The sequence below is a fragment of the Herbaspirillum frisingense GSF30 genome (assembly GCF_000300975.2).
Taxonomy (GTDB): Bacteria; Pseudomonadota; Gammaproteobacteria; order Burkholderiales; family Burkholderiaceae_D; genus Herbaspirillum; species Herbaspirillum frisingense.
Genome location: NZ_AEEC02000014.1, coordinates 69,352 through 91,344 on the forward strand (window position 1 = coordinate 69,352; position 21,993 = coordinate 91,344).

The 21,993-nt window shown below is 64.1% G+C and carries 21 protein-coding genes and 1 tRNA gene; 10 read left to right on the forward strand and 12 right to left on the reverse strand.

The genetic code is table 11. The features are described 5' to 3' along the window. Positions 1-142: 142 nt before the first annotated feature. The 4 genes from HFRIS_RS11660 to HFRIS_RS11675 form a co-directional block, all read right to left on the reverse strand. A complete protein-coding gene (locus HFRIS_RS11660) occupies positions 143-1,633 on the reverse strand; it encodes a DNA recombination protein RmuC (protein WP_209443012.1) in 1,491 nt (496 codons plus the stop codon). Between the two features lie 9 nt (positions 1,634-1,642). Further along, positions 1,643-2,044 (reverse strand): group II truncated hemoglobin, encoded by a 402-nt coding sequence (locus HFRIS_RS11665; protein ID WP_006463550.1) that lies wholly within the window; start codon positions 2,042-2,044, stop codon positions 1,643-1,645. Between the two features lie 81 nt (positions 2,045-2,125). Then, positions 2,126-4,624, reverse strand: coding sequence for an ABC transporter permease (locus HFRIS_RS11670; RefSeq protein WP_039875424.1), 2,499 nt, complete (start codon positions 4,622-4,624; stop codon positions 2,126-2,128). A 101-nt stretch (positions 4,625-4,725) separates the two neighbouring features. Further along, a complete protein-coding gene (locus HFRIS_RS11675; RefSeq protein ID WP_006463552.1) occupies positions 4,726-5,076 on the reverse strand; it encodes a hypothetical protein in 351 nt (116 codons plus the stop codon). Between the two features lie 148 nt (positions 5,077-5,224). On the opposite strand from HFRIS_RS11675, the gene HFRIS_RS11680 reads away from it, so the two are divergent. Beyond that, positions 5,225-5,614, forward strand: a complete 390-nt coding sequence (locus tag HFRIS_RS11680; protein WP_006463553.1) for a lysozyme inhibitor LprI family protein — start codon at positions 5,225-5,227, stop codon at positions 5,612-5,614. A gap of 79 nt (positions 5,615-5,693) precedes the next feature. Further along, on the forward strand, positions 5,694-5,993 hold the full coding sequence (locus HFRIS_RS11685; protein WP_006463554.1) for a PsiF family protein: 300 nt from the start codon (positions 5,694-5,696) through the stop codon (positions 5,991-5,993). Between the two features lie 127 nt (positions 5,994-6,120). Here the strand turns inward: HFRIS_RS11685 and HFRIS_RS11690 are convergent, their stop codons facing one another. Further along, positions 6,121-6,780: a LysE family transporter gene (locus HFRIS_RS11690; RefSeq protein ID WP_006463555.1), complete on the reverse strand. Its 660-nt coding sequence runs from the start codon at positions 6,778-6,780 to the stop codon at positions 6,121-6,123. 205 nt (positions 6,781-6,985) lie between these two features. Here HFRIS_RS11690 and HFRIS_RS11695 point away from each other — a divergent pair, with 205 nt between their 5' ends. After that, entirely contained in the window at positions 6,986-7,276 is a 291-nt protein-coding gene (locus HFRIS_RS11695; RefSeq protein ID WP_006463556.1) for a hypothetical protein, read from the forward strand. A gap of 77 nt (positions 7,277-7,353) precedes the next feature. Then, positions 7,354-7,605: a hypothetical protein gene (locus HFRIS_RS11700; protein WP_006463557.1), complete on the forward strand. Its 252-nt coding sequence runs from the start codon at positions 7,354-7,356 to the stop codon at positions 7,603-7,605. 139 nt (positions 7,606-7,744) lie between these two features. Here the strand turns inward: HFRIS_RS11700 and tilS are convergent, their stop codons facing one another. From tilS to cysS, 4 genes are all read right to left on the reverse strand, one after another. Further along, positions 7,745-9,163 (reverse strand): tRNA lysidine(34) synthetase TilS, encoded by a 1,419-nt coding sequence (gene tilS, locus HFRIS_RS11705; protein ID WP_006463558.1) that lies wholly within the window; start codon positions 9,161-9,163, stop codon positions 7,745-7,747. An 82-nt stretch (positions 9,164-9,245) separates the two neighbouring features. After that, positions 9,246-10,226 carry an acetyl-CoA carboxylase carboxyltransferase subunit alpha gene (locus HFRIS_RS11710; protein WP_006463559.1) on the reverse strand — a complete coding sequence of 327 codons (981 nt, stop codon included), beginning with the start codon at positions 10,224-10,226 and terminating at the stop codon, positions 9,246-9,248. A 147-nt stretch (positions 10,227-10,373) separates the two neighbouring features. Further along, the gene (locus tag HFRIS_RS11715; protein WP_006463560.1) at positions 10,374-11,033 is read right to left on the reverse strand and encodes a DNA-3-methyladenine glycosylase family protein; all 660 of its coding nucleotides are present in this window, start codon (positions 11,031-11,033) and stop codon (positions 10,374-10,376) included. Between the two features lies 1 nt (position 11,034). Further along, on the reverse strand, positions 11,035-12,426 hold the full coding sequence (gene cysS / locus HFRIS_RS11720; protein ID WP_006463561.1) for a cysteine--tRNA ligase: 1,392 nt from the start codon (positions 12,424-12,426) through the stop codon (positions 11,035-11,037). 231 nt (positions 12,427-12,657) lie between these two features. Between cysS and HFRIS_RS11725 the strand changes: the two genes are divergently transcribed. The 5 genes from HFRIS_RS11725 (at position 12,658) to HFRIS_RS11745 (ending at position 17,375) form a co-directional block, all read left to right on the forward strand. Then, entirely contained in the window at positions 12,658-14,169 is a 1,512-nt protein-coding gene (locus HFRIS_RS11725; RefSeq protein ID WP_039875429.1) for a YybH family protein, read from the forward strand. Between the two features lie 36 nt (positions 14,170-14,205). Further along, positions 14,206-15,423 (forward strand): L,D-transpeptidase family protein, encoded by a 1,218-nt coding sequence (locus HFRIS_RS11730; protein ID WP_051110912.1) that lies wholly within the window; start codon positions 14,206-14,208, stop codon positions 15,421-15,423. Beyond that, a complete protein-coding gene (locus tag HFRIS_RS11735; protein ID WP_006463564.1) occupies positions 15,420-15,989 on the forward strand; it encodes a peptidylprolyl isomerase in 570 nt (189 codons plus the stop codon). The genes HFRIS_RS11730 and HFRIS_RS11735 overlap by 4 nt, the downstream gene beginning before the upstream one ends. An 82-nt stretch (positions 15,990-16,071) precedes the next feature. Further along, a complete protein-coding gene (locus HFRIS_RS11740; protein WP_006463565.1) occupies positions 16,072-16,560 on the forward strand; it encodes a peptidylprolyl isomerase in 489 nt (162 codons plus the stop codon). A 23-nt stretch (positions 16,561-16,583) separates the two neighbouring features. Next, on the forward strand, positions 16,584-17,375 hold the full coding sequence (locus HFRIS_RS11745) for a UDP-2,3-diacylglucosamine diphosphatase (RefSeq protein ID WP_006463566.1): 792 nt from the start codon (positions 16,584-16,586) through the stop codon (positions 17,373-17,375). 68 nt (positions 17,376-17,443) lie between these two features. On the opposite strand, the gene cysE is transcribed toward HFRIS_RS11745, so the two are convergent. From cysE to rnr, 3 genes are all read right to left on the reverse strand, one after another. After that, entirely contained in the window at positions 17,444-18,196 is a 753-nt protein-coding gene (gene cysE / locus HFRIS_RS11750) for a serine O-acetyltransferase (RefSeq protein WP_006463567.1), read from the reverse strand. Between the two features lie 100 nt (positions 18,197-18,296). After that, a complete protein-coding gene (rlmB, locus tag HFRIS_RS11755) occupies positions 18,297-19,034 on the reverse strand; it encodes a 23S rRNA (guanosine(2251)-2'-O)-methyltransferase RlmB (RefSeq protein WP_006463568.1) in 738 nt (245 codons plus the stop codon). Positions 19,035-19,124: 90 nt separating this feature from the next. Beyond that, positions 19,125-21,659: a ribonuclease R gene (gene rnr, locus HFRIS_RS11760; protein WP_006463569.1), complete on the reverse strand. Its 2,535-nt coding sequence runs from the start codon at positions 21,657-21,659 to the stop codon at positions 19,125-19,127. A gap of 221 nt (positions 21,660-21,880) precedes the next feature. On the opposite strand from rnr, the gene HFRIS_RS11765 reads away from it, so the two are divergent. Beyond that, positions 21,881-21,965 (forward strand) — tRNA-Leu (locus HFRIS_RS11765). Positions 21,966-21,993: the final 28 nt, after the last annotated feature.

Below are 21,993 nucleotides of genomic sequence, written 5' to 3' on the forward strand. Positions count from 1 at the left end.
GGCTACGCCGCTACTCAGGACGAACGGTCAGCGGTGGTGCAAACAAAGTCTGAGCGAGCTTTCGAGCTGGTAACAAGCTTAACTGAACGGCATTACGGCCAAGGCCACGCTTTTTTCGTTTTCTGGCCGAAGCATCAGCCGCTCAGACCGCCTCGTCCGTATCGCCCAGGTCCAGCTCTGCCGTCCCCAGCAGCTTCTGCGCACTTTCCGCCGGCAGCGCCTCCACCGACTTGAGCTTGCGGTTCATCTGGCGCGTACGGGTCTCGGCCTGATCGATGTTGCGGGCAGCGCGTTCCAGCGCCGCCTTGGTCGAGGCCAGCACTTCGCCGAACTTGCCGAACTCGGTCTTGACCGCGCCCAGCACCTGCCACACTTCGGAGGACCGCTTCTCCAGCGCCAGCGTGCGGAAGCCCATCTGCAGGCTGTTCAACAGTGCCGACAGCGTCGACGGCCCGGCGATGGTCACCCGGCAGGTACGCTGCAGATCGTCGGACAGGCCCGGTCGGCGCATCACCTCGGCATACAGGCCTTCGGTGGGCAGGAACAGGATCGCGAAATCGGTCGTCAGCGGGGGCGAGAGGTATTTCTCGGCGATGGTCTTGGCTTCGTTGCGCACGGCGCGCTCCAGCTCCTTGCCGGCGCTGGCCACGCCATCGGCGTCGGCGCGCTCGGCCGCATCGACCAGGCGTTCGTACTGTTCCTTGGGGAATTTGGCGTCGATGGGCATCCACACCGGCTCGCCCTCTTCCTTCGCTCCCGGCAGGCGGATGGCGAATTCCACGCGTTCGCCGGTGCCGCGCACGGTCTCGACGTTCTTGGCGTACTGCTCGGGCGTGAGCATCTGTTCCAGCAGGATTTCCAGCTGCACTTCACCCCAGGTGCCACGGGTCTTGACGTTGGTCAGCACGCGCTTGAGATCGCCCACACCGGTGGCCAGCTGCTGCATCTCGCCCAGGCCCTGATGCACCTTGTCCAGGCGGTCCGAGACCAGCTTGAAGGATTCACCCAGGCGCTGCTCCAGCGTGGCGTGCAGCTTCTCGTCCACGGTCTTGCGCATCTCTTCCAGCTTGAGCGCGTTGTCGTTCTGCAGATCCTTGATGCGGGCTTCCAGCGTGGCCCGCACTTCGCCCATGCGTTGGGCATTGGATTCGGTCAGTGCCGACAGTTGCTGGTTCAGGGTATCGCCGAAGCGCTTGAGCGAAACGGCCTGCTCTTCGCGGTTGACCTGTGCCTGCAGCGTGATGGACTGGCGCATGCTGTCCAGTTGCTGGGCGTTGGTTTCGTTCAGTTTCACCAGTTGCCGTGCGAAGCCGTCGATCTGCTGGTTCTGCAGGCCGGCCACGCTGGACATCTGCGTGGCCAGCGTCTGCTGCAACTGGGCGAAGTTGCTGCCCAGCTCCTGGCGCGTGCTCTGGGCGCTGGCCTGGACCTGGCTGCGCAACTCGCGCTCGATGCGCTCGCCGGTGTCCTGCTGGTGGCGTTGCAGCTCCTGCTGCAATTGCAGCAGCATGTCCTCGATGGCAGCCCCCGGGTCGTCGCGCGAGCCACCACGCAGCAGCAGCAGCAGCACCAGTACCTGCAAGACGATGCCGACCACAACCAGGCCGGCCAGGATCATTTCGAATGTATTCATGGGGGGGGCTTACTCGGGCTTGTTGCGCATCCAGTCGGCGGTCTGATAGAGCGCCGTCAGCAGGCGTTTCATCAGCTCGTCGGGCAGGCCCACGTCCTGCATGGCCCAGGTCATGCAGCGCAGCCACTGGTCGCGCTCGGAGATGCCGATGGGGAAAGGCAGGTGACGTGCGCGCAGGCGCGGATGGCCGAACTTTTCCATGTACAGGCTGGGACCGCCGGTCCAGCCGGAGAGGAACATGTAGGTCTTCTCGCGCGAGCCCTCCAGCGAAGGCGGATGCAGCGCGCGAATGCCGGCGAACTCCGGCTCCAGGTCCATCAGGTCGTAGAAACGGTCGACCATCTCGCGCAGTTTTTCAGCGCCGCCGATGAGTTCGAACGTGGTGGGTTGGTTGGGATCTTCGATTTGCATAAGACCGCCATGATACCGCAGCCGCCCCGCCATCGTCGGGCCGGCCGGCTGCGATCTGCAGGGCGTTTGACCTGCCTCGGCTCAGGCTTCGCGCAAGGTCTGCAGGGGCGGACGACGCAGCACGTGACGCAGTCCTGCCCAGCCGCCCAACGCCGAGCAGGCAGCGCCCAAGCCCATGCCGGCCACCCACACCAGCGGGCTGAAGCTCCAGTCGAAATTGAAGACGTAATGCGCCAGTGCCCAGCCGATGCCAGCCGCACCGCTGGCCGCCAGCAATCCCGCCAGCGAACCCACCAGCAGCACTTCGATGCGCTGCGCCCGCGATAGCTCCTGGCGCGTGGCGCCAAGGGCACGCAACAGGCCGGCCTCGCGCACCCGCTCGTCCTGCGAACCGGCCAGGGCCGCATACAGCACCAGCACGCCCGAGCAGAGCGTGAAGAGGAACAGGAACTCCACCGCCGAAATCACCTGCCCCACCACCTCCTGGATCTGGCGCAGCACGCTGCCGATATCGACCACGGTGAGATTGGGGAAGTCGCGCGTCAGGCGATTGCCCAGGGCTTCCTGCTGCGGATCCAGATGCACCGCCGTGATCCAGCTCTGCGGGGTATCGCGCATCAGGGTCGGGTTCAGGATCACGAAGAAATTGACCCGCAAGGACCCCCACTCCAGCTTGCGCAGGCTGGTCACCGGCGCCTCCACCAACTGGCCGGCGATGTCGAATTGCAGGCGATCACCCAACTGGATGCCCAGGGTCTGCGCCAGGCCGCGCTCCACCGAGGCTTCCGGCTGGCGATCGTCGTACCAGCGGCCGGCGACGATGCCGTTGCCGGGCGGGATCTCGGCCATGGTGGAGAGGTTGAATTCACGATCGACCAGGCGCTTGGCGCGATCTTCCTGGTAATCCGCCGGGTTGACCGGGCGTCCGTTGATCTGCACCAGGCGGCCGCGGATCATCGGATACAGGGCGGCGTCCTTCACCCCGCCCTGCTGCAGCACCTGCTGCACCGCCTGGCGCTGGTCGGGCTGGATGTTGATGATGAAACGATTGGGCGCATCCGCCGGGGTGGCCTGGCGCCAGGCACCTACCAGGTCGCCACGGATGACGGTCAGCAGCAGCAGCGCCATCAGGCCCAGCCCGAGCGCCACCACCTGCATCACGGCGGCTGCCGGTCGACGCTGCAGGCCATCGATGGCAAAGCGCCAGCTCTGGCGATCCACCAGGCCGCGCATGGAGCGTAGCGCCCGCAGGCAAAGCCAGGCCACCAGCGCGAACAGGCCGAAGCCGCCGAGGAAGCCGGCAATGGTCAGCAAGCCCAGCTTGAGGTCGCCGGCCTGCCACAGCAGCAAGCCCGAAAACACCAGCGTCCCCGACACATAGGTGAGCACCGTCATCGCCTGCGGTGCGCCCTGGTCGCGCCGGATCACCCGGTTATGCGGCACATTGCGCAACTGCAGGATGGGTGGCAGCGCAAAGCCGAGCAGCAACAGCAGGCCGGTGGCCACGCCCTGCACCGCCGGTGCCCAGCCCGGCGCCGGCAAGGCGGTCGGCATGAAGCTGCCCAGCCACTGCAGCAGCGCAAAATGCGCGGCAAAGCCGACCAGCATGCCAATCACGCTGGCGGCCAGGCCGATGACGATGAATTCGGTCAGGTACAGCCGCGTCACCTGCGCCTGGGTCATGCCGAAACAACGCAGCATGGCGCAGGCATCCAGGTGGCGCAGCATGAAGCGGCGCGCCGCCATGGCCACCGCCAGCGCCGCCAGCATGGCCGAGAGCAGGCCCACCAGCGAGAGGAACTGTTCGGCCCGGTCCAGCGTGGCGCGCATCTCGGGACGACCGTTTTCCAATGACTCCAGGCGCACGCCGCGCAGCTTGTCGGCGTCGATCTGGCGCTCGATCTGCTTCTGGTAGCGCTGGACCTCCACGGCCGGGCCGGCGATCAGCAGCCGGTAGGTCACCCGTGAGCCGAGCTGCACCAGATGGGTGGCGGCCAGATCGGCTTGGCCCAGCATCACGCGGGGGGCGAAGTTGACGAAGGCGCTGCCACGGTCCGGTTCCACCGAGATGATGGCGGCGATCTTCAGCGGCAAGTCGCCCAGCTTGATGGTATCGCCCAGCTTCACGTCCAGTTGCGACAGGATCTGCGGGTCCACCCACACCGTCCCCGGCTGTGGAATGCCTTCGGCCGGCTGGTCGCTGCCATCGGCGGCGCGCAGCCTGAGCTGGCCGCGCAGCGGATAGCCTGGCGTGACAGCCTTGATGGAAGAGAGCACCGAACGTGCCGCATCGCCCTCGCCCGCCAGCGCCATGCTGGGAAAGACCTGGGTCTGGGCCTGCAACAGCCCCTGCTGGCCGGCCTGCTGCACCCATTGCGGCGGCAGCGGCTGGTCGGCGGCCACCAGCAGGTCGGCCCCCAGCAGCTGGTGAGCGTCGCGGGCCATGCCGGCCCGCATGCGGTCAACGAAGAAACCCACCGACGACAGGGCCGCCACCGCCACGATCAGGGCGATCAGCAGGAAGCGGAGTTCACCGGTACGCCAGTCGCGCAGGGTCATGCGCAATGCTTGTTGGAACATTCAGTCGCCAGGAATAAAAAAAGAAAGAAGAAAGGAAGCAGAAAATGCGCAGGCCATACCTGCACCATCGCGGGAATAGCGATTCCACGCCGCCTGCAGGCTCAACGCAACCAGAGCGCCACCAGCCCCACGGCCAGCAGCACGCAACCGGCGGTCAACATGCGCAGGCGCGAGCGCATGCGGTCCATGGTGGCGACCAGTTGCGCATTCTGCTCGGCCAGGGTGTTGATCAACTGGCTGGCTTCCAGCTGTTCGCCCTCCAGCTGCCGGATGCGCTGGGCGAACAGTTCGGCATCGCTGGCCGCCGGCATGGCCTCCTGCGCCTCCACCGCCGACTTGGCCTTGCGGGTGCGCGACCAGAGATCACGTGCGCCCTTGACGATGCCCGGGGTGGCCTGGACCACGTCGCCCCAGGGAATCAACTTGATGGCAGACAACCAGCTCAATCCCATGTGTTTCTCCTTTGTCGGCAGGGTCGGATACGGCTTGTTGCAATTTCGTTGCACGCCTGGGAGAACCGTGACCCCGCACTGTCTTCTAAGACAGGCAAAATGCAATTCTATCCCGAGCATCCGGTAACCATGACGGAGTTTCCTGACGATGAAAGCCCCCCTGCCCCTGCTGGGCGCCCTGCTGTTCCTGTGCGCCGGCGCCAGCTACGCCGCCGATTGCAGCAAGGCCGCCACCCAGGCCGAAATGAATGCCTGCGCCTCGCAGACCCTGACCCAGAACGACAGCGACCTCAATGCCACCTATCTGGCCTACCGCGAGAAGCTGAACAAGGCCCAGCAGAACCAGCTGCGCGAAGTGCAACTGGCCTGGCTGAAATACCGCGACCTGTCCTGCCGGTTCGAGAGCTCCGCCAGCGCCGGTGGCTCGGCGGCCCCGCTGGCCCTGCAGACCTGCCTGGCCGACAAGACCCGGCAGCGCGCCGATGAGCTCAAGGCCCTGGCCGGCTGCCAGGAGGGTGACCTGAACTGCGTACGCTAGGCAGTCGCAAACTTTCATGCTGTAATGCTCCCGTCTGAATTTTCAGACAGACGAATCCACACTGCCCAGGGAGTATTCAATGAAAAAATTGCTCATCGCCATCACCTCTTTCGCACTGGCCGCCCCGCTACTGGTGGCAAGTCCCGCCATGGCGGAAAACGCCCAGCAGAACAAGATGAAGCAATGTAATGCGGACGCCACCGCTGCCGGCAAGAAAGGAGACGACCGCAAGGCCTTCATGTCGTCCTGCCTGAAGAAGGAACAGCCCAAGCCGGCGACCCAGCAGGACAAGATGAAGCAGTGCAATGCCGACGCCGCTGGCAAGAAGGGTGACGAGCGCAAGGCCTTCATGTCGTCGTGTTTGAAAAAGGACAAATGAAGCTGAAGTGAAGGAAAAGGCAGGCGCAGGCCATTCCATCGGCCTCAGCGGCCTGCCCGGATGAAAAAAACCCGCAAGTTTGTGACTTGCGGGTTTTTTGTTGGGCGCGTGGGCCTGCGCCCGTGATTCAGTGCTGGGTGCGCTTGAAGAAGAACAGTCCCGCGCCCACCAGCATCAGCACGCCACCGAAGAAACGGTTCTGCGCCTTGATCGCCTTCTGGCTGCGGAAGAAGCGCTGCAGGCGGCTGGCCGCGAACGCGTAGCCATGCATCACTACCAGGTCCACCACCACCATGGTCACCGCCAGCACCAGCAGTTGCAGCCACAGCGGACGCTGGTGGTCGATGAACTGCGGCAGCACGGCCACCATGAAGACGATGCCCTTGGGATTGGTGGCATTGGTCAGGAAACCGGTCATGCAACGTTGCCACCAGAGCTGGCCACGATTGGCGCGGGCGGCGGCATTGGCCGCGTCCAGCGCTTCGCCCTGCTGCTCGGTCGGCACCGGCGCGCGCCATTGCGAAAAACCGAGATAGATCAGATACAGCGCACCGGCCACCTTGATGACGTTGAAGGCGGTTTCGGAGGCCACCAGCAGCGAACCGACGCCTGCCCCGGCGATCACCAGGATCACCACCAGCGCGATCTCCAGCCCGAGGATGGTGGCACTGGTGCGGCGCACGCCGTAATTGAGACCGTGGCTCATGGACAGGACCGCGCCCGAACCGGGCGAGATGGCGATGACGCATGCAGCGGCGAAGAAGGTGAACCAGGTCTGGTAGTCCATGAGGCGCTCGGTGAGGCAAAAAGTGAAGATGCTCATTATAAGCAAAGCCGCAACGATTGCTTACAAATCCACGATGAATTGAAACACTTTGACGTCGTCCTGCACGTCGGCGGCTCGTTATAGGAAGCAAGGCGCAAGGAAATGATGAAGCGATTACGCAAAATCAAGCGCCGAGCGTAACAACCACTTTCTAAAGGAAATTGCCATGAAAACCCAATCCGTCATCGTCGCTTCCCTGCTGACCGCGCTGGCCCTGCCGGTGTTTGCCCAGACCGGCGCCACCGCACCTGCCACTGCCGCGCCAGCCGCGACCACGGCCGCACCGGCCAAGGCGGAAGCAGGCAAGACCGAGGCGACGAGCAAGGCCAAGGCCAAGACCAAGTCCGAACATCACGCCAAGCACAAGAAGGCCGAAAAGAAGGCCGCCGGCAGCGAAGCCAAGCCCGCAGCCGAGGCTGCACCGGCCGCCGCACCAGCTGCTGCCAAGACCAAGTAATCCTGCAGTACACCGTACGACCGAACACTGACACACCCCATCCGAACCGATTTTCGTCTCCTTGAAAGGACACCATCATGAACACCAAGACCATCATCGTTGCCTCCCTGTTGTCGGCCCTGACCCTGCCCGTGTTTGCCCAGACCGGCGCCGCAGCAGCACCGGCCGCCGCCCCGGCCAAGACCGAAGCCGCCAAGACCGAGGCTGCGCCCAAGGCCAAGCATCACGTCAAGCACAAGAAATCGGAGAAGAAGGCCGAAGCCAAGACTGACAAGAAGGAAGCCACCGGCGAGCAAGCAAAGCCGGCCACCGACGGCGCCAAGAAGTAAGCCGTCCGCAAGGAGCAGGACCGGGCGCGGTTGATCTTCAGCCACGCCCGCCATGTCAGGGATGACAGGGATGCCGCACCCTCGCCAAAGGCCAGGGTGCGGTATTTTTTATATTGTTTAGATCATTGGAGCCAAGGATTCAGTCAGGCTGCCAACGCAAGGTGATACGTTCGCCCTGTGTGACGAAACGACTGCAGTCCATGCCGATGCCGGCGGCCAGGAGCAAGGTGTCGCCGGCCCACACCAGCGGCAGGTAGGGTCGCTCCCAGGCGGGGACATCGGCGCTCTGATATTGCTGCTTGAGGCTGCGCGCCGGCCGGTTGTGTGCCAGCCTGACACGCTCGCCACCGCTGCGACCGCAGACCAACAGGGATTGCGACTGCAGCCAGGCCGGATCGAAGCCGCCCCGGCCATCGGCGTCAACCTCGGTACCTGAAACAGGCTCGAAATGCAGCGTGCCGTAGAAGGCCGGCACATGCACCTGGGCCTGGCCTTGCCAGCGCAATTGCAGGGATTCGCCCTCTTCCGGCGGCCTGCGGCGCGGGGCCAGGAAGACGCGGTCGCGATAGCGGTGCACCTCGCCATCGGGATGCGAGACACACAGTTGCGCCTCGACGTCGGCCTGCAGCAGTTGACTGCGCATCTCCTGCATCCAGGCCGCCGAGGGCATGCGCATGCCGCGCAGCGCAAACCAGTGGCGCATCAGATTGAGGAAGCGCTGCTCGCTCAACTGGCGCAGCGCCGGCATGCGCAAGTGATCGTCCTGCCGACATTGCTCCAGGTCGGCCTGAGCCACTTCGCGCAGCAATTCCTGCGCGCCCTGGGCATGGCCCGCAGCCCGCGCCAGTCGCTGCTGATAGCCGGGAAAGACCTGCCCCAGCGCCGGCATGACCTGATGACGCAAGGCATTGCGGGCGTAGCGCGGATCACGGTTGGATTCATCCTCGATCCAGCTCAGCGACAGCGCCTGCGCGACGCTCTCCAGTTGCGCGCGCGTCACCCCCAGCAACGGCCGAGCCATCTGGGTATCCGCATCGCCCAGCAAGGCTGGCGCAGCATTGCAGCGATCCATGCCGGACAGACCGGCCAGGCCGCTGCCGCGCAGCAGTTGCAGCAGCACGGTTTCGGCCTGGTCGTCGAGGTGATGCGCGGTCAGCAGCAGGCGCGCGCCCTGCTGGCGACACAGGCGCCCCAGGGCGGCATAGCGCGCCAAGCGCGCCGCTTCTTCCACGCCGCTGTCGGCAACCTGCTGCAGTTGTACCCGTTCGGCCTGGAAGGCCAGACCGCGCGCGTCGCAAAAGCCCTGTGCGTGCGCCAGCCAGGCGTCCGCATGAGGGCTGAGCCCATGATGGACGTGCAAGGCCACCAGCCTGCCACCCGCCTGCTGCGCCCAATGCGCGGCCACCTGCAGCAGCACGGTGGAATCCAGCCCTGCGCTGTAGGCCACGGCCAGGGTGTCGCGACGGGCGTCGAAGCCGGCCAGCGCCAGCGTGGCCTGCAGGGCCTGCATCAGGCTGACCAGGGTCTTGTCGTGGGAGGCGGAAAGATGATCGGACATGGGAAACGCGGCGGCTGAAAAGACAAACGCCAGCGAAGCAATCGCTGGCGCCTGAACGTGGGAAGCGGAAACGGTGGGGAAATTATTCCGCCGAATTCAATTCCTTGAACTTGCCGTAGGCCATCAGCTTTTCGTGACGGGCGGCCAGCAGGTCCTTGGTCTTCATGCCCTGGAACTGGCGCAGCGAATCCGACAGGGCGCGCTTGAGCAGGCCGGCCATCTGCTTGGGGTCGCGATGGGCGCCGCCCAGCGGTTCGTTGACGATCTTGTCGATCAGGCCGATGGCCTTGAGGCGATGGGCGGTCAGGCCCAGTGCCTCGGCGGCGTCGGCAGCGCGGTCGGCGGTCTTCCACAGGATGGAAGCGCAGCCTTCCGGCGAGATCACCGAATAGGTCGCATATTGCAGCATCAGCACCTGGTCGCCCACGGCGATGGCCAGCGCGCCGCCGGAACCACCTTCACCGATGATGGTGGCGATCAGCGGCACCTTCAGCTCGGCCATCACGTACAGGTTGTGGCCGATGGCTTCGGACTGGCCGCGCTCTTCGGCATCGATGCCGGGGAAGGCACCGGGGGTATCGACGAAGGTGAAGATGGGCAGGCCGAACTTCTCGGCGACCTTCATCAGGCGCATGGCCTTGCGATAGCCTTCGGGCTTGGGCATGCCGAAGTTGCGCATGGCGCGTTCCTTGGTGTCGCGCCCCTTCTGGTGGCCGATCACCATGCAGGCCTGGCCATTGAAACGGGCCAGACCGCCGACGATGGACTGGTCGTCAGCGAAGGTGCGGTCGCCGTGCAGTTCGTGGAAGTCGGTGAAGATTTCGCGCACGTAGTCCATGGTGTAGGGACGTTGCGGATGGCGCGCGATCTGCGACACCTGCCAGGGGGTCAGCTTGGCGTAGATGTCCTTGGTCAGTTGCTGGCTTTTCTTGACCAGGCGTTCGATCTCTTCGGAGATGTCGACGGCCGAGTCGTCCTGCACAAAACGCAACTCTTCGATCTTGGCATCCAGCTCGGCGATGGCCTGCTCGAAGCCCAGAAAAGTCGTTGTCGATTTACTCATTGTGTTCCTTTTCAACAAGTCCGATCATCGGCGGGAGGCCGCCCCGGTACGGGTTGCGGCGCGATGGTCCCGGATGGATCGGTTTGCCTTAAATCTTGAGAGGAGCGGAGTATACACCAGAGGCCTCCGCGCCCTCTTCCCCTTGGATCAATAATCGGATGGCAGCGGATCCAGGCTGCGCCACAGATACCAGGTGGCCACGGTGCGCCACGGTTCCCAGTTCGCGGCGACTTCGCGCGCATCGCTGCGCGAGACAGGCTCGCCCGAGAAATAACTGACGCTGATGCCCTTGAGCAATCCCAGGTCATCCAGCGGCAGCACGTTCGGGCGCAGCAGATTAAATATCAAAAACATCTCGGCTGTCCAGCGGCCAATCCCGCGGATCTGGATCATCTCGGCAATGACGGCTTCGTCTTCCATCTCCGCCCATTTGTCGGGATGTACCGTCTTGGCCTTGAAGTGGGCCGCCAGATCGAGAATATATTCGGCCTTGCGCTTGGACAGGCCGCAGGCAGCGAGCGCCTCGGGGCCGGTACGGATCACCTGGCCCGGCGTGCAGCGCGGGCAGGCTTCCAGGAAGCGCTGCCAGACCGCATTGGCGGCCTTGGTCGAAATCTGCTGGCCGATCACCGAACGTGCCAGCGTGGTGAAGGCGTCGCCCCGCACTGTCAATTGCAGGTCCCCGAACTGCGGGATGAGCTTGCGCATGATGCGGTCGCGCTTCATCAGCTCGGCCTTGGCCTCTTCCCAGTAGGCCGGGACGATCAGGCTGGGATCGAGCTCGCTGGCTTTTCGGTTGGTATTCAAATCAAGCTCTCCGCCATTCGGTCAGGCCGCCCGGTTTGTCTTCCAGAATGATGCCGGCGTCGGTCAGCTCGGCACGGATGCGGTCGGCTTCGGCAAAGTTCTTGCCGGCCTTGGCCGCCTTGCGGGCGTCGATCAGGGCTGCGATGGCCGCTTCGTCCAGGCCACCGGCTGCGCTGACACCGCCCTTGAGGTATTCGCCCGGCGCGCGCTGCAGCAGGCCCAGGATGCTGGCCAGTGCCTTCAACTGGCGCGCCTGTGCCGGCGAGCGGCTGCGATTGACCTCGTTGGCCAGCTCGAACAGCACCGAGATCGCCACCGGGGTGTTGAAGTCGTCGTTGAGGGCATCGGCGAAGCGCTGGGCATGGGCTTCGTCGGCGACCAGGCCGCCGGCCTCGGGCGGCACATCCTTCAATGCGGTATACAGACGGGTCAAGGCCTGGCGGGCGTCGTCCAGATGCGCATCCGAATAATTGAGCGGGCTGCGATAGTGCGCGCGCAGGATGAAGAAGCGCAGCACTTCCGGGTCGTATTGCTTCAGGACGTCACGGATGGTGAAGAAATTGCCGAGCGACTTCGACATCTTTTCGTTGTCGATGCGCACGAAGCCGTTGTGCATCCAGTAATTGACGAAGGTGTGCTGGTGCGCGCCTTCGGACTGGGCGATTTCATTTTCGTGGTGGGGGAACTGCAGGTCCTGGCCGCCACCGTGGATGTCGAAATGGTCGCCCAGCAGGTCGCTGGACATGGCCGAGCACTCGATGTGCCAGCCCGGACGGCCACAGCCCCAGGGCGAATCCCACTTGGCCTCGTCGGGCTCGGTCGGCTTGGCCGCCTTCCAGAGCACGAAGTCCAGCGGGTCGCGCTTGCCGGTGTTGACATCGACGCGCTCGCCGGCGCGCAGATCGTCCAGCGACTTGCCGGAGAGCTTGCCGTAGCCGGGGAAGTCGCGCACCGAGTAATTGACGTCACCATCGCTGGCCTTGTAGGCCAGGCCGTTCTTTTCCAGCTTGCCGATCAGGTCCAGCATCTGCGGCACGTACTGGGTGGCGCGCGGCTCGTGATCGGGGCGCTGCACGCCCAGGGCGCTGGCATCCTCGTTCATGGCGTCGATGAAGCGATGGGTCAGCTGGCTGATGGTTTCGCCGTTCTCCAGGGCGCGCTTGATGATCTTGTCATCGATGTCGGTGATATTGCGCACATAGGTCACGTCGTAACCGGAGGCGCGCAGCCAGCGCTGCACCATGTCGAACACCACCAGCACCCGTGCATGGCCGATATGGCAATAGTCATAGACGGTCATGCCGCACACGTACAAGCGCACCTTGCCGGGTTCGATCGGGGAAAAGGTCTGCTTATCACGCGCTAGCGTGTTGTAAATCTTGAGCTCGCTCATGGGATGGGAATTCTTGGGTTGGCGTGACCGCTGGGGGCGCCGGGTTCATGCGATTGCGTGGGGCCGCGCCGGAAAGCCTCCTGGCGCTGGCATGCCCCTGCCTGGGATCATTGTTCTAACAGCAGTTGCAACATGAACGGGTCACGGTAGCCAAACCTCTTTTTGTCTTACTTGTTTGTTATAAAATGCCAGCTTTCTTCGAATTTCTTCGAGTATAGCATCGATAAAACCATGGCCCCAGAATCACAAGAACAGACATCCATTCATGGTTTGCGCGGTTTGATCAGCAAGACTGCCCACAAGACAGCAGTGTTGTCCAGCCTGGTGGCCGCCCTGTTCGGGGTGCCTGCCGGCCTCGCGCATGCCAGTGAAATGTCTGACATCAACAAGCTGATGCGGGCAGGACAGTATGCCGAAGCACTGACCAAGACCGATGCCGTACTGGCGAAACACCCGCGCGATGCGCAACTGCGTTTCACGAAGGGGCTGATCTTAGCAGAACAAAGCCGTTCTGCCGAGGCCATCGCGGTGTTCAGCAAGCTCACCGAGGATTTCCCCGACCTGCCCGAGCCTTACAACAACCTGGCTGTCCTGTACGCGGCTGACGGCCAGTACGACAAGGCCCGTGCGGCGCTGGACATGGCCATGCGCACCAACCCGACCTATGCCACGGCGCTGGAAAACCTGGGCGACGTCTATGCCAAGCTGGCCAGCCAGGCCTATGACAAGGCGCTGCAGATCGACCCGGGCGCCAACGTGCCGCAACCCAAGCTGACCCTGCTGCGCTCCCTGAACGGCAATACCACCGGCGGCACCGTGCCGCGCCTGGCCTCGGCGGCCAGCGCCCAGCGCGATGCCAAGGCCAAGGCCGACGCCAGCGCCGCCGAACAGCAGCAGCGCGCCAAGGCCCTGGCGGTAGAAAAAGCGGCCCAGCAGGCGGCCGCCGACAAGGCCGAAGCGGAAAAGACCGCCATTGCCAAGGCCACCGCCGACAAGGAAAAGGCGCAGGCCGACAAGGCCGCAGCGGACAAGGCTGCTGCCGACAAGGCCGCTTCGGATAAGGCAGCGGCGGAAAAGGCTGCCGCTGACAAGGCCGCGGCAGACAAGGCGCGCACCGACAAGGCGCGTACCGAGCAACTGGCCGCCGAGCAGGCCCGTGCGCAAAAGGCCGCTGCCGACAAGGCTGCCGCCGAGCAGAAGCAGGCCGAACTGCTGGCCCAGAAGGAAAAGGACAAGGCCGACAAGCTGGCCAAGGAACAGGCCGCCCGCGCCGAGAAGGAAAAAGCCGCCCAGGCAGCCGCCGAGAAGGCGCGTGCCGACAAGCTGGCCGCCGCCGAGAAGGCCAAGGCCGACAAGGCCCGCGCCGACAAGGACAAGGCCAAGGCGGAAGCCAGCGCCGAACAGGAAAAGTCCGCGGTACTGGCGGCCCTCAACGGCTGGGCCAAATCCTGGAGCGACAAGGATGTGCGCGGCTACCTGGGCCACTACGCCAGCGACTTCGACACCCCCAAGGGCGCATCCCGCAAGGAATGGGCCGAAGAACGCCGCGCCCGCATCGAGGACAAGGGTCGCATCAGCGTCAAGGTCAGCAATGCCACGGTCAGCATCAGCGGCAACACCGCCACCGTGCGCTATCGCCAGATATATAATTCGGATCGGCTGACGGTGGACAGCCGCAAGACCCTGATATTCGTCAAACAGGGCAATCGATGGCTGATCAAACAGGAACGATCGGGAGGGTAATTGGTGGCTAGCGCTTTGCAAGGGCGTTCCATGCGCATGCTGGGACGCCTGCTGATGTTGTGTCTGGCAGCTCTGCCTTCGATGGGCAGCGTGGCCTCTTCTTCTTCCATTCCGCCGCAGAGCAGTCCGGCCGGCGCGGCCGAGGCCAAGCCTGACCCGGAGGCCTTGCTGATCGATATCTACAAGGACCTTGGCGCCAATCGCCTGCGCGAAGCCCAGGTCAAGGCCGACGCCCTGGTGGCGGCCTACCCCACTTTCCGCCTGGGCCATCTGGTACGGGGCGACCTGCTGCTGATGCATGCGCGACCGGTACGCAACTTCGGCGCCATGGCTGACGGCCCGGCCGACAAGCTCAAGGAACTGCGCGACGAGGCCATGGTGCGCATCCGCTCGCTGCAGGAAAAGCCGGATCCACACCTCATTCCCAAGGCCGTGCTGCAGGTCGGCGACGACCAGAAGAACGTGCTGGTGGTCGACACCACCCGCTCGCGCCTGTACGTCTATGAGAACCAGGGTGGCGAGCTGAAGTACCTGACCGACTACTACGTCTCGCAGGGTCGTTTCGGCGCCAACAAGAGCAAATCCGGCGACCAGCGCACCCCCATCGGCGTGTACTACGTCAACAACCGTATCCCCGGCCCCAAGCTGCCCGATTTCTATGGCACTGGTGCCCTGCCCCTGTCCTACCCCAACGAATGGGATAAGCGCAATGGCCGCAGTGGCTATGGCATCTGGCTGCACGGCACGCCCTCGGACAATTTCAGCCGCCCGCCGCTGTCCTCCGACGGCTGCGTGGTGCTGGCCAATCCCGACCTGCAGAGCCTGTATTCCACGGCCGAGGTCGGCCGGACGGTGGTGGTGATCAGCCAGCACGTGCAGTTCGTGGACAAGAGCGAATGGGCCAGGCAGCGTGACGCCGCCAGCGCCATGCTGGAAGACTGGGGCCAATCGCTGGAAAACGCCGATGCCGACAAGGTCCTGTCGTACTATTCCCCCGAATTCCGCTCGGCCCAGGGCGAAAACCTGAGCACCTGGTTCGGCCGCCAGCAGAAGAGCCTGAACGGCGCGCGCTATACCAGTGTCAAACTGCGCGATGTCAGCCTGTTCCGCTATCCCGGCACACCGGAAGACATGATCGTCAGCACCTTCACCCAGGAGAGTGCCGTCGGCAAGAGCAAGAACGCGATCCGCAAGCGCCAGTACTGGGTGCGTGAAGGATCGCAATGGAAAATCATTTACGAAGGCAACGCATGATCATTTCTCGTCGTCACCTGCTGCGCATGGCAGCAGCCCTGTCCCTGTCGGCTACGCTGGCCTCCCCCGTGCTGGCCGCTGACGCGCCCCGCGTGCTGCTGAAAACCAGCATGGGCGACATCACCGTCGAGCTGAACCCGGAAAAAGCCCCGGTCTCGGTCGACAACTTCCTGAAGTACGTCAAGAAGGGCCAGTACAACGGCACGGTGTTTCACCGCGTCATCAACGGCTTCATGATCCAGGGCGGCGGCATGGACCAGAACCTGCGCGAAAAGCCCACCGATGCCCCCATCAAGAACGAGGCCAATAACGGTTTGAAGAACGAGGTTTATACTATCGCCATGGCGCGCACCTCGGCACCGCACTCGGCCACCGCGCAATTCTTCATCAACGTCGCCAACAACCGCTTCCTGGACTATCCGGGCCAGGATGGTTGGGGTTATGCGGTGTTCGGCAAGGTGATCGCCGGCACCGACGTGGTCGACAAGATCAAGCAGGTGCGCACCGGCGGCGGTGATGTCCCGACCACTCCGGTGGTGATCGAATCGGCCAGCATCGTCAAGTAGGTCTGAACCGCACCGGCATGCCAGGCGGGCCAGCGTTGCCCGCCTCGTTTTTTTATTTTCACCCTCAAGCAAAGGATTCAACATGGCAGTTCTGCTCACCACCAACCACGGCAACATCCGAATCGAACTGGACGCGGAAAAAGCGCCGAAGACCGTTGAAAACTTCCTGGCTTATGTCAATGCAGGTCACTACAACGGCACCATCTTCCACCGCGTCATCGACGGTTTCATGATCCAGGGCGGCGGCTTCGAACCCGGCATGAAGCAGAAGGAAACCAAAGAACCCATCGAGAACGAAGCCAAGAATGGCCTCAAGAACGAGCCCTACACCCTGGCCATGGCCCGCACCGCCGCCCCGCACTCGGCCTCGGCGCAGTTCTTCATCAACGTCAAGAACAACAGCTTCCTGGATTTCCCGGGCCAGGACGGTTGGGGCTACTGCGTCTTCGGCAAGGTCGTCGAAGGCACTGAAGTGGTCGACAAGATCAAGGGCGTCAAGACCACCCGCTCCGGCATGTTCGCCGACGTCCCGGCGGAAGACGTGGTGATCGAGAAGGCCGAAGTGGTCTGAGCCAGACCCTCTTCACCCCGACCATGACTGATTTCCAGTTCATGCAAAAAGCGCAACCGACGGTTGCGCTTTTTGTTTCCGACCTCCATCTGCAAGCTTCCCTGCCGCGTACCACGGCGGCCTTCCTGTCCTTCCTGCATCACCAGGCGACGCGCACGCAGCAGCTCTACCTGCTGGGCGACATCTTCGAGTACTGGGCCGGCGACGATGACCTGGTCACGCCCTACAACCGGCAGATCGCCGATGCCCTCAAGGCCGTGCAGGCGCAAGGCGTGCAACTGTTCTGGATGGCGGGCAACCGTGATTTCCTGGTGGGCCAGGGCTTTGCGGAAGCCGCCGGACTGACGCTGCTGGAAGACCCGACGGTCATCACCCTGGCCGGTCGCCGCCTGGCGCTGGCGCACGGCGACGCCCAGTGTACGGACGACCTGGCCTACATGGCCTTTCGGGCCCAGGTGCGTCAGCCGGCCTACCAGCAGCAATTCCTGGCGATGCCGCTGGCGCAGCGCAAGGCCATCATCGAAGGCATCCGCAAGAACAGCCAGGACGCCAACCAGAGCAAGGAAATGGCCATCATGGATGTGAATGCCGATGCCATCGCCGCGCTCTTCGCGCAGACCGGCAGCGACGTGCTCATCCACGGCCACACCCACCGCCCTGCCCTGCATCGCCTGGAGGACGGTGAGGCCCCCAGGCTGCGCTACGTCCTGCCGGACTGGGAATACGACGTCGAGACGCCGCGCGGTGGCTGGATCAGCCTGAGCGCCGACGGCGTGCTGCACCGGCATGATGCCCAGGGCGACGAGATCGCCTGAATCACCGCTCCCCTGCCCAGCCTCCCACCGCAGCCGGCATGATCCCGGCTGCGGACTGCGACTTCGATTCAATCCACCAACCGGTTCAACTGGGCGGCGTCGAAGTGCGTTGTTTCTTCCAGTCGTCGACACCCTATCCCCGCACTCTTCAAGGCGGCCAGCACCACCTCGAGCTGCTGCTCCTGCGCCGCCACCTGGTTGATCAGGCCATGCAGCGCCTTGGAGAGCGGGTCGTCGCCATTGGGCATGACGCCATAGGCCGCAAACAGCCGGGCTGTCGCCTGGTCGCGTTCGACCGGCCCTGGATTACGCTCAACGATGCGCGCCGGGTTGCCGACCGCCGTAGCGCCGGCCGGTACTTCCTTGGTCACCACCGCATTGGAGCCGACCTTGGCGCCGTCGCCCACCGTAAATCCGCCCAGGACCTTGGCGCCGGCACCGATGATGACGCCGCGTCCCAGGGTGGGATGGCGCTTGGCGCCCTTGGACAGCGAGGTACCGCCCAGGGTCACGCCCTGGTAGATGGTGGAATCGTCACCGACCACAGCGGTCTCGCCGATGACCACGCCCATGCCGTGGTCGATGAAGACACGGCGACCGATGGTGGCGCCGGGATGGATCTCGATACCGGTCAGCGTGCGCCCCAGTTGCGAGATGAAGCGTCCCAGCCACTTCAGGTCGGCATGCCAGCAGGCCTTGGCCCAGCGGTGCAGGATCACCGCATGCAGGCCGGGATAACAGGTCAGCACCTCCCAGCTATTGCGCGCGGCGGGGTCGCGCTCACGGATGCTGGCGATGTCTTCTCTGAGTCGGCTGAACATGGTGGTTTCCTGAAACGTTGAACGAACTGCGGGGTGGAACGACAAAAAAAAATCGCCGGACGCAAAGTCCGGCGATGTTGTCATGCGGGGATGACCGGACTTACCTGGGCAAGCGCTGACGTCGCGCCTCGTACAGACACACGCCCGATGCCACCGACACGTTCAGGCTCTCGACCGAACCGAACATGGGGATGTTGACCAGCACGTCGCAGGTCTCGCGGGTCAGGCGACGCATGCCCTCGCCTTCGGAACCCATGACCAGCGCGGTGGGGCCGGTGAAGTCGCCCTCGTAGAGGCCCTTCTCGGCGTCGTCCGTGGTGCCGATGATCCAGACGCCGCGCTCCTTCAAGTCGCGCATGGTGCGCGCCAGGTTGGTGACGGTGATGTAGGGCACGGTATCGGAGGCGCCACTGGAGACCTTCATGGCCGTGGCGTTGAGGCCCACGGCACGATCCTTGGGGGCGATCACGGCGTGCGCGCCGGCACCGTCGGCCACGCGCAGGCAGGCACCCAGGTTGTGCGGATCGGTGATGCCGTCCAGGATCAGCAGCAGCGGCGGACCGACCACGGCGTCCAGCAGTTCATCCAGGGTGCGCGCCAGCGACAGTGTGGCAGCCTTGGCGACCACGCCCTGGTGACGGCGCGTACCGACCATGGCCGACAGACGCTGGTCGTCGGCCTGGATGATGCGCACATTGGCTTCCTTGGCGGCATGTAGCATGTCCAGCATGCGGCGGTCGCGGCGCTCGGCATCCACGTAGATCTCGTCCACCGAGGAAGCCTCGTGGCGGATGCGGGAGGTCACGGCATGGAAGCCGAAAATCATTTTGCTCTTCATAAATCCTGCTTGTGTCTTTCGTCTTGCGGTCAAATCATTCCATCAAACCCGGTCGCAGGCTGCCTGGGCAGCTGGCGGCCGGGGACATGCTCATCGCTTCTTCTTGCCGCCCTTGTTGAAACCCTTGGCGGCGGCGCGCTTGCGGTCGGCTTCGCCGGCGCGGGCATGGCTGGCGCCGGTCTTGGCCTGGGCACCACCCTTGGCACCCTTGCCTTTGGCGGCCACGGCGGCCGGCTTGGGCGCGGCGCCCTTCTTGGCGCGGGGTGCCGGTTGACCGGCGTCACCGCCGGCGCCGTTCCCGGCCGCATTCCTGGCCGACCCTGACTTGCCGCGCGCGGCGCTTTCGGCGCGCTTGGCTTCATTCTTGATCAGGGTGCGGATGCCCGGTTCGTTGACCAGCGACAGATCGATCTTGCGTGCATCCAGGTCGACCCGGCTGACCTGCACGGTCACGCGATCGGTCAGCTGGTAGCGGATGCCGGTGCGTTCGCCGCGCAGTTCGTGGCGCGCTTCGTCGTACTGGAAGTAGTCGGCCCCCAGTTCGGTGACGTGCACCAGGCCTTCGATATAGAGCGCATCGAGCTGCACGAAGATGCCGAAGGTGGCCACGCCGGCGATGGTGCCGGTGAATTCCTCGCCCAGCTTGTCGCGGATGAAGTAGCACTTCAGCCATGCTTCCACGTCACGCGAGGCCTCGTCGGCGCGACGTTCATTGGCCGAACAGTGCAGGCCCAGCGCTTCCCAGATCGCCAGGGCGCTTTCGCCGCGCGCCTTCTTGCCGGCGGCCTTGTCGGTGGCGCGTTGCAGTGCCTGCGCCTTGCGGGCGGCCGGCGAGATCGAGGTATTGAGCGCGCTGCTGTCGATGCCCTTGGGCTCGTAGCGCTTGCCCTGCAGCACGGCCTTGATGGCACGATGGGTCAGCAGGTCGGGATAGCGACGGATCGGGCTGGTGAAGTGCGCGTAGGACTCGTAGGACAGGCCGAAGTGACCGATGTTGTCGGGGCTGTAGACCGCCTGCTGCATGGAGCGCAGCAGCATGGTCTGGATCAGGACCGCATCCGGACGCGCCTTGACCTTGGGCATCAGTTCCGCATAGTCGGACGCGCTGGGGGTGTCGCCCCCACCCAGGGTCAGGCCCACCTGCTTGAGGAAGGTCCGCAGCTGGGTCAGCTTTTCCTTGGTCGGGCCGGCGTGGATACGGTACAGCGCCGGATGATCGTGACGCTTCAACAGGTCGGCCGCGCACACGTTGGCCGCCAGCATGCACTCTTCGATCAGGCGGTGCGCATCGTTGCGGGTGCGCGGCAGGATCTTCTCGATCTTGCCGGCGGCATTGCAGACGATGTAGGTCTCGGTGGTCTCGAAGTCGATGGCGCCACGCGCCTGGCGCGCCGTCAGCAGCGCCTGGAAGACTTCGTAGAGGTGCGTCAGGTGCGGCACCAGACCGATCCGGCGCGCCGCCTCCGGGCCCTTGGTATTGCCCAGGATCGAGGCCACTTCGGTATAGGTCAGGCGGGCCGCCGAGTGGATCACGGCGGGATAGAACTGGTAGGCCTTGATCTCGCCCTTGGCGGTGATCACGGCGTCGCAGACCAGGGTCAGGCGATCGACATCGGGGTTCAGCGAGCACAGGCCGTTGGAGAGCTTTTCCGGCAGCATCGGGATGACCCGGCGCGGGAAATAGACCGAAGTGCTGCGCTCCAGCGCATCGGTATCCAGGGCATCGTTGGGCTTGACGTAGTGGCTGACGTCGGCGATCGCCACGATCAGGCGGTAACCCTTGGTGCGACCGATCTTGACCGGTTCGCAATAGACCGCGTCATCGAAGTCGCGGGCATCTTCACCGTCGATGGTGACCAGCGGGACATCACGCAGATCGACCCTATCCTTCAGGTCGGCCGCCTTGACTTCGCTGGGCAGCTTGGCCGAGAGCTTCTTGGCCGCTTCCGAGAATTCGTGCGGTACGCCGTACTTGCGCACGGCGATTTCGATTTCCATGCCGGGGTCGTCGATGTCGCCGAGGATTTCGACGATCTTGCCCACGGGCTGGGTATAGCGTGACGGGTGCTCGGTCAGTTCGACGCTGACCACCTGCCCGGCCTTGGCCTTGCCCGGCGAGCCGGCCAGCAGCACGTCATGGCCGATGCGTTTGTCTTCGGGGGCGACCACCCAGACGCCGTTCTCGTTGAGCAGACGACCGATCACGTGGCTGTTGGCGCGCTCCACCACTTCGACGATGGTCCCTTCCGGACGGCCGCGACGGTCGGTGCCGACGATGCGGGCCTGGACGCGGTCCCCGTGCATGACCTTCTGCATTTCCTTCTCGGGCAGGAACAGGTCAGCGCTGCCATCATCGGGCAGCAGGAAACCGAAGCCATCACGGTGGCTGGAAACGCGGCCCAGGATGAAGTCGGGTGAATGGGTCAGTTTGTAATGACCGGCGCGATCCGGCTTGATCTGGCCGTCACGCTCCATGGCGTTGAGGCGGCGCGTCAGGCCATCCATTTCTTCAGGCTTGACGCCGAGCGCGGCTGCCAGTGCGGCAGCGTTTTGCGCGCCGGACGAAGTGCGCAGGATGCCGAGGATCTCTTCCCGGCTGGGAATGGAATAGGGAAATTGGCTCAAAAGTTTCGTTTCGCGCAATTGTTATAAATGCCGGGGCAAGCATCGCCCGGACCGATGGAAGCCCCTAGTGTAACGGAGTTGCTGCCATTTACCTAACCGCAATACGGAGGAAGAAGGGGGTCAAGCTTTCGTATTACAACGAAAAAACACCTAGGAGATCAAGAAAAGTATTGACAGCCAGCGAATACCCTCTATAATAACGTTCTTCGCTTTACAGCGCAGCCCACGTGGCGGAATTGGTAGACGCGCATGGTTCAGGTCCATGTGCCGCGAGGTGTGGGGGTTCGAGTCCCTCCGTGGGCACCAAAACAAAAAAGGTCGATTGATGAAAATC

Coding starts and splice junctions, on each gene's coding strand:
- HFRIS_RS11660 (WP_209443012.1), bottom strand. CDS start 1,633: ATGAATACATTCGAAATGATCCTGGCCGGCCTGGTTGTGGTCGGCATC.
- HFRIS_RS11665 (WP_006463550.1), bottom strand. CDS start 2,044: ATGCAAATCGAAGATCCCAACCAACCCACCACGTTCGAACTCATCGGC.
- HFRIS_RS11670 (WP_039875424.1), bottom strand. CDS start 4,624: ATGTTCCAACAAGCATTGCGCATGACCCTGCGCGACTGGCGTACCGGT.
- HFRIS_RS11675 (WP_006463552.1), bottom strand. CDS start 5,076: ATGGGATTGAGCTGGTTGTCTGCCATCAAGTTGATTCCCTGGGGCGAC.
- HFRIS_RS11680 (WP_006463553.1), top strand. CDS start 5,225: ATGAAAGCCCCCCTGCCCCTGCTGGGCGCCCTGCTGTTCCTGTGCGCC.
- HFRIS_RS11685 (WP_006463554.1), top strand. CDS start 5,694: ATGAAAAAATTGCTCATCGCCATCACCTCTTTCGCACTGGCCGCCCCG.
- HFRIS_RS11690 (WP_006463555.1), bottom strand. CDS start 6,780: ATGGACTACCAGACCTGGTTCACCTTCTTCGCCGCTGCATGCGTCATC.
- HFRIS_RS11695 (WP_006463556.1), top strand. CDS start 6,986: ATGAAAACCCAATCCGTCATCGTCGCTTCCCTGCTGACCGCGCTGGCC.
- HFRIS_RS11700 (WP_006463557.1), top strand. CDS start 7,354: ATGAACACCAAGACCATCATCGTTGCCTCCCTGTTGTCGGCCCTGACC.
- tilS (WP_006463558.1), bottom strand. CDS start 9,163: ATGTCCGATCATCTTTCCGCCTCCCACGACAAGACCCTGGTCAGCCTG.
- HFRIS_RS11710 (WP_006463559.1), bottom strand. CDS start 10,226: ATGAGTAAATCGACAACGACTTTTCTGGGCTTCGAGCAGGCCATCGCC.
- cysS (WP_006463561.1), bottom strand. CDS start 12,426: ATGAGCGAGCTCAAGATTTACAACACGCTAGCGCGTGATAAGCAGACC.
- HFRIS_RS11725 (WP_039875429.1), top strand. CDS start 12,658: ATGGCCCCAGAATCACAAGAACAGACATCCATTCATGGTTTGCGCGGT.
- HFRIS_RS11730 (WP_051110912.1), top strand. CDS start 14,206: ATGCTGGGACGCCTGCTGATGTTGTGTCTGGCAGCTCTGCCTTCGATG.
- HFRIS_RS11735 (WP_006463564.1), top strand. CDS start 15,420: ATGATCATTTCTCGTCGTCACCTGCTGCGCATGGCAGCAGCCCTGTCC.
- HFRIS_RS11740 (WP_006463565.1), top strand. CDS start 16,072: ATGGCAGTTCTGCTCACCACCAACCACGGCAACATCCGAATCGAACTG.
- HFRIS_RS11745 (WP_006463566.1), top strand. CDS start 16,584: ATGACTGATTTCCAGTTCATGCAAAAAGCGCAACCGACGGTTGCGCTT.
- cysE (WP_006463567.1), bottom strand. CDS start 18,196: ATGTTCAGCCGACTCAGAGAAGACATCGCCAGCATCCGTGAGCGCGAC.
- rlmB (WP_006463568.1), bottom strand. CDS start 19,034: ATGAAGAGCAAAATGATTTTCGGCTTCCATGCCGTGACCTCCCGCATC.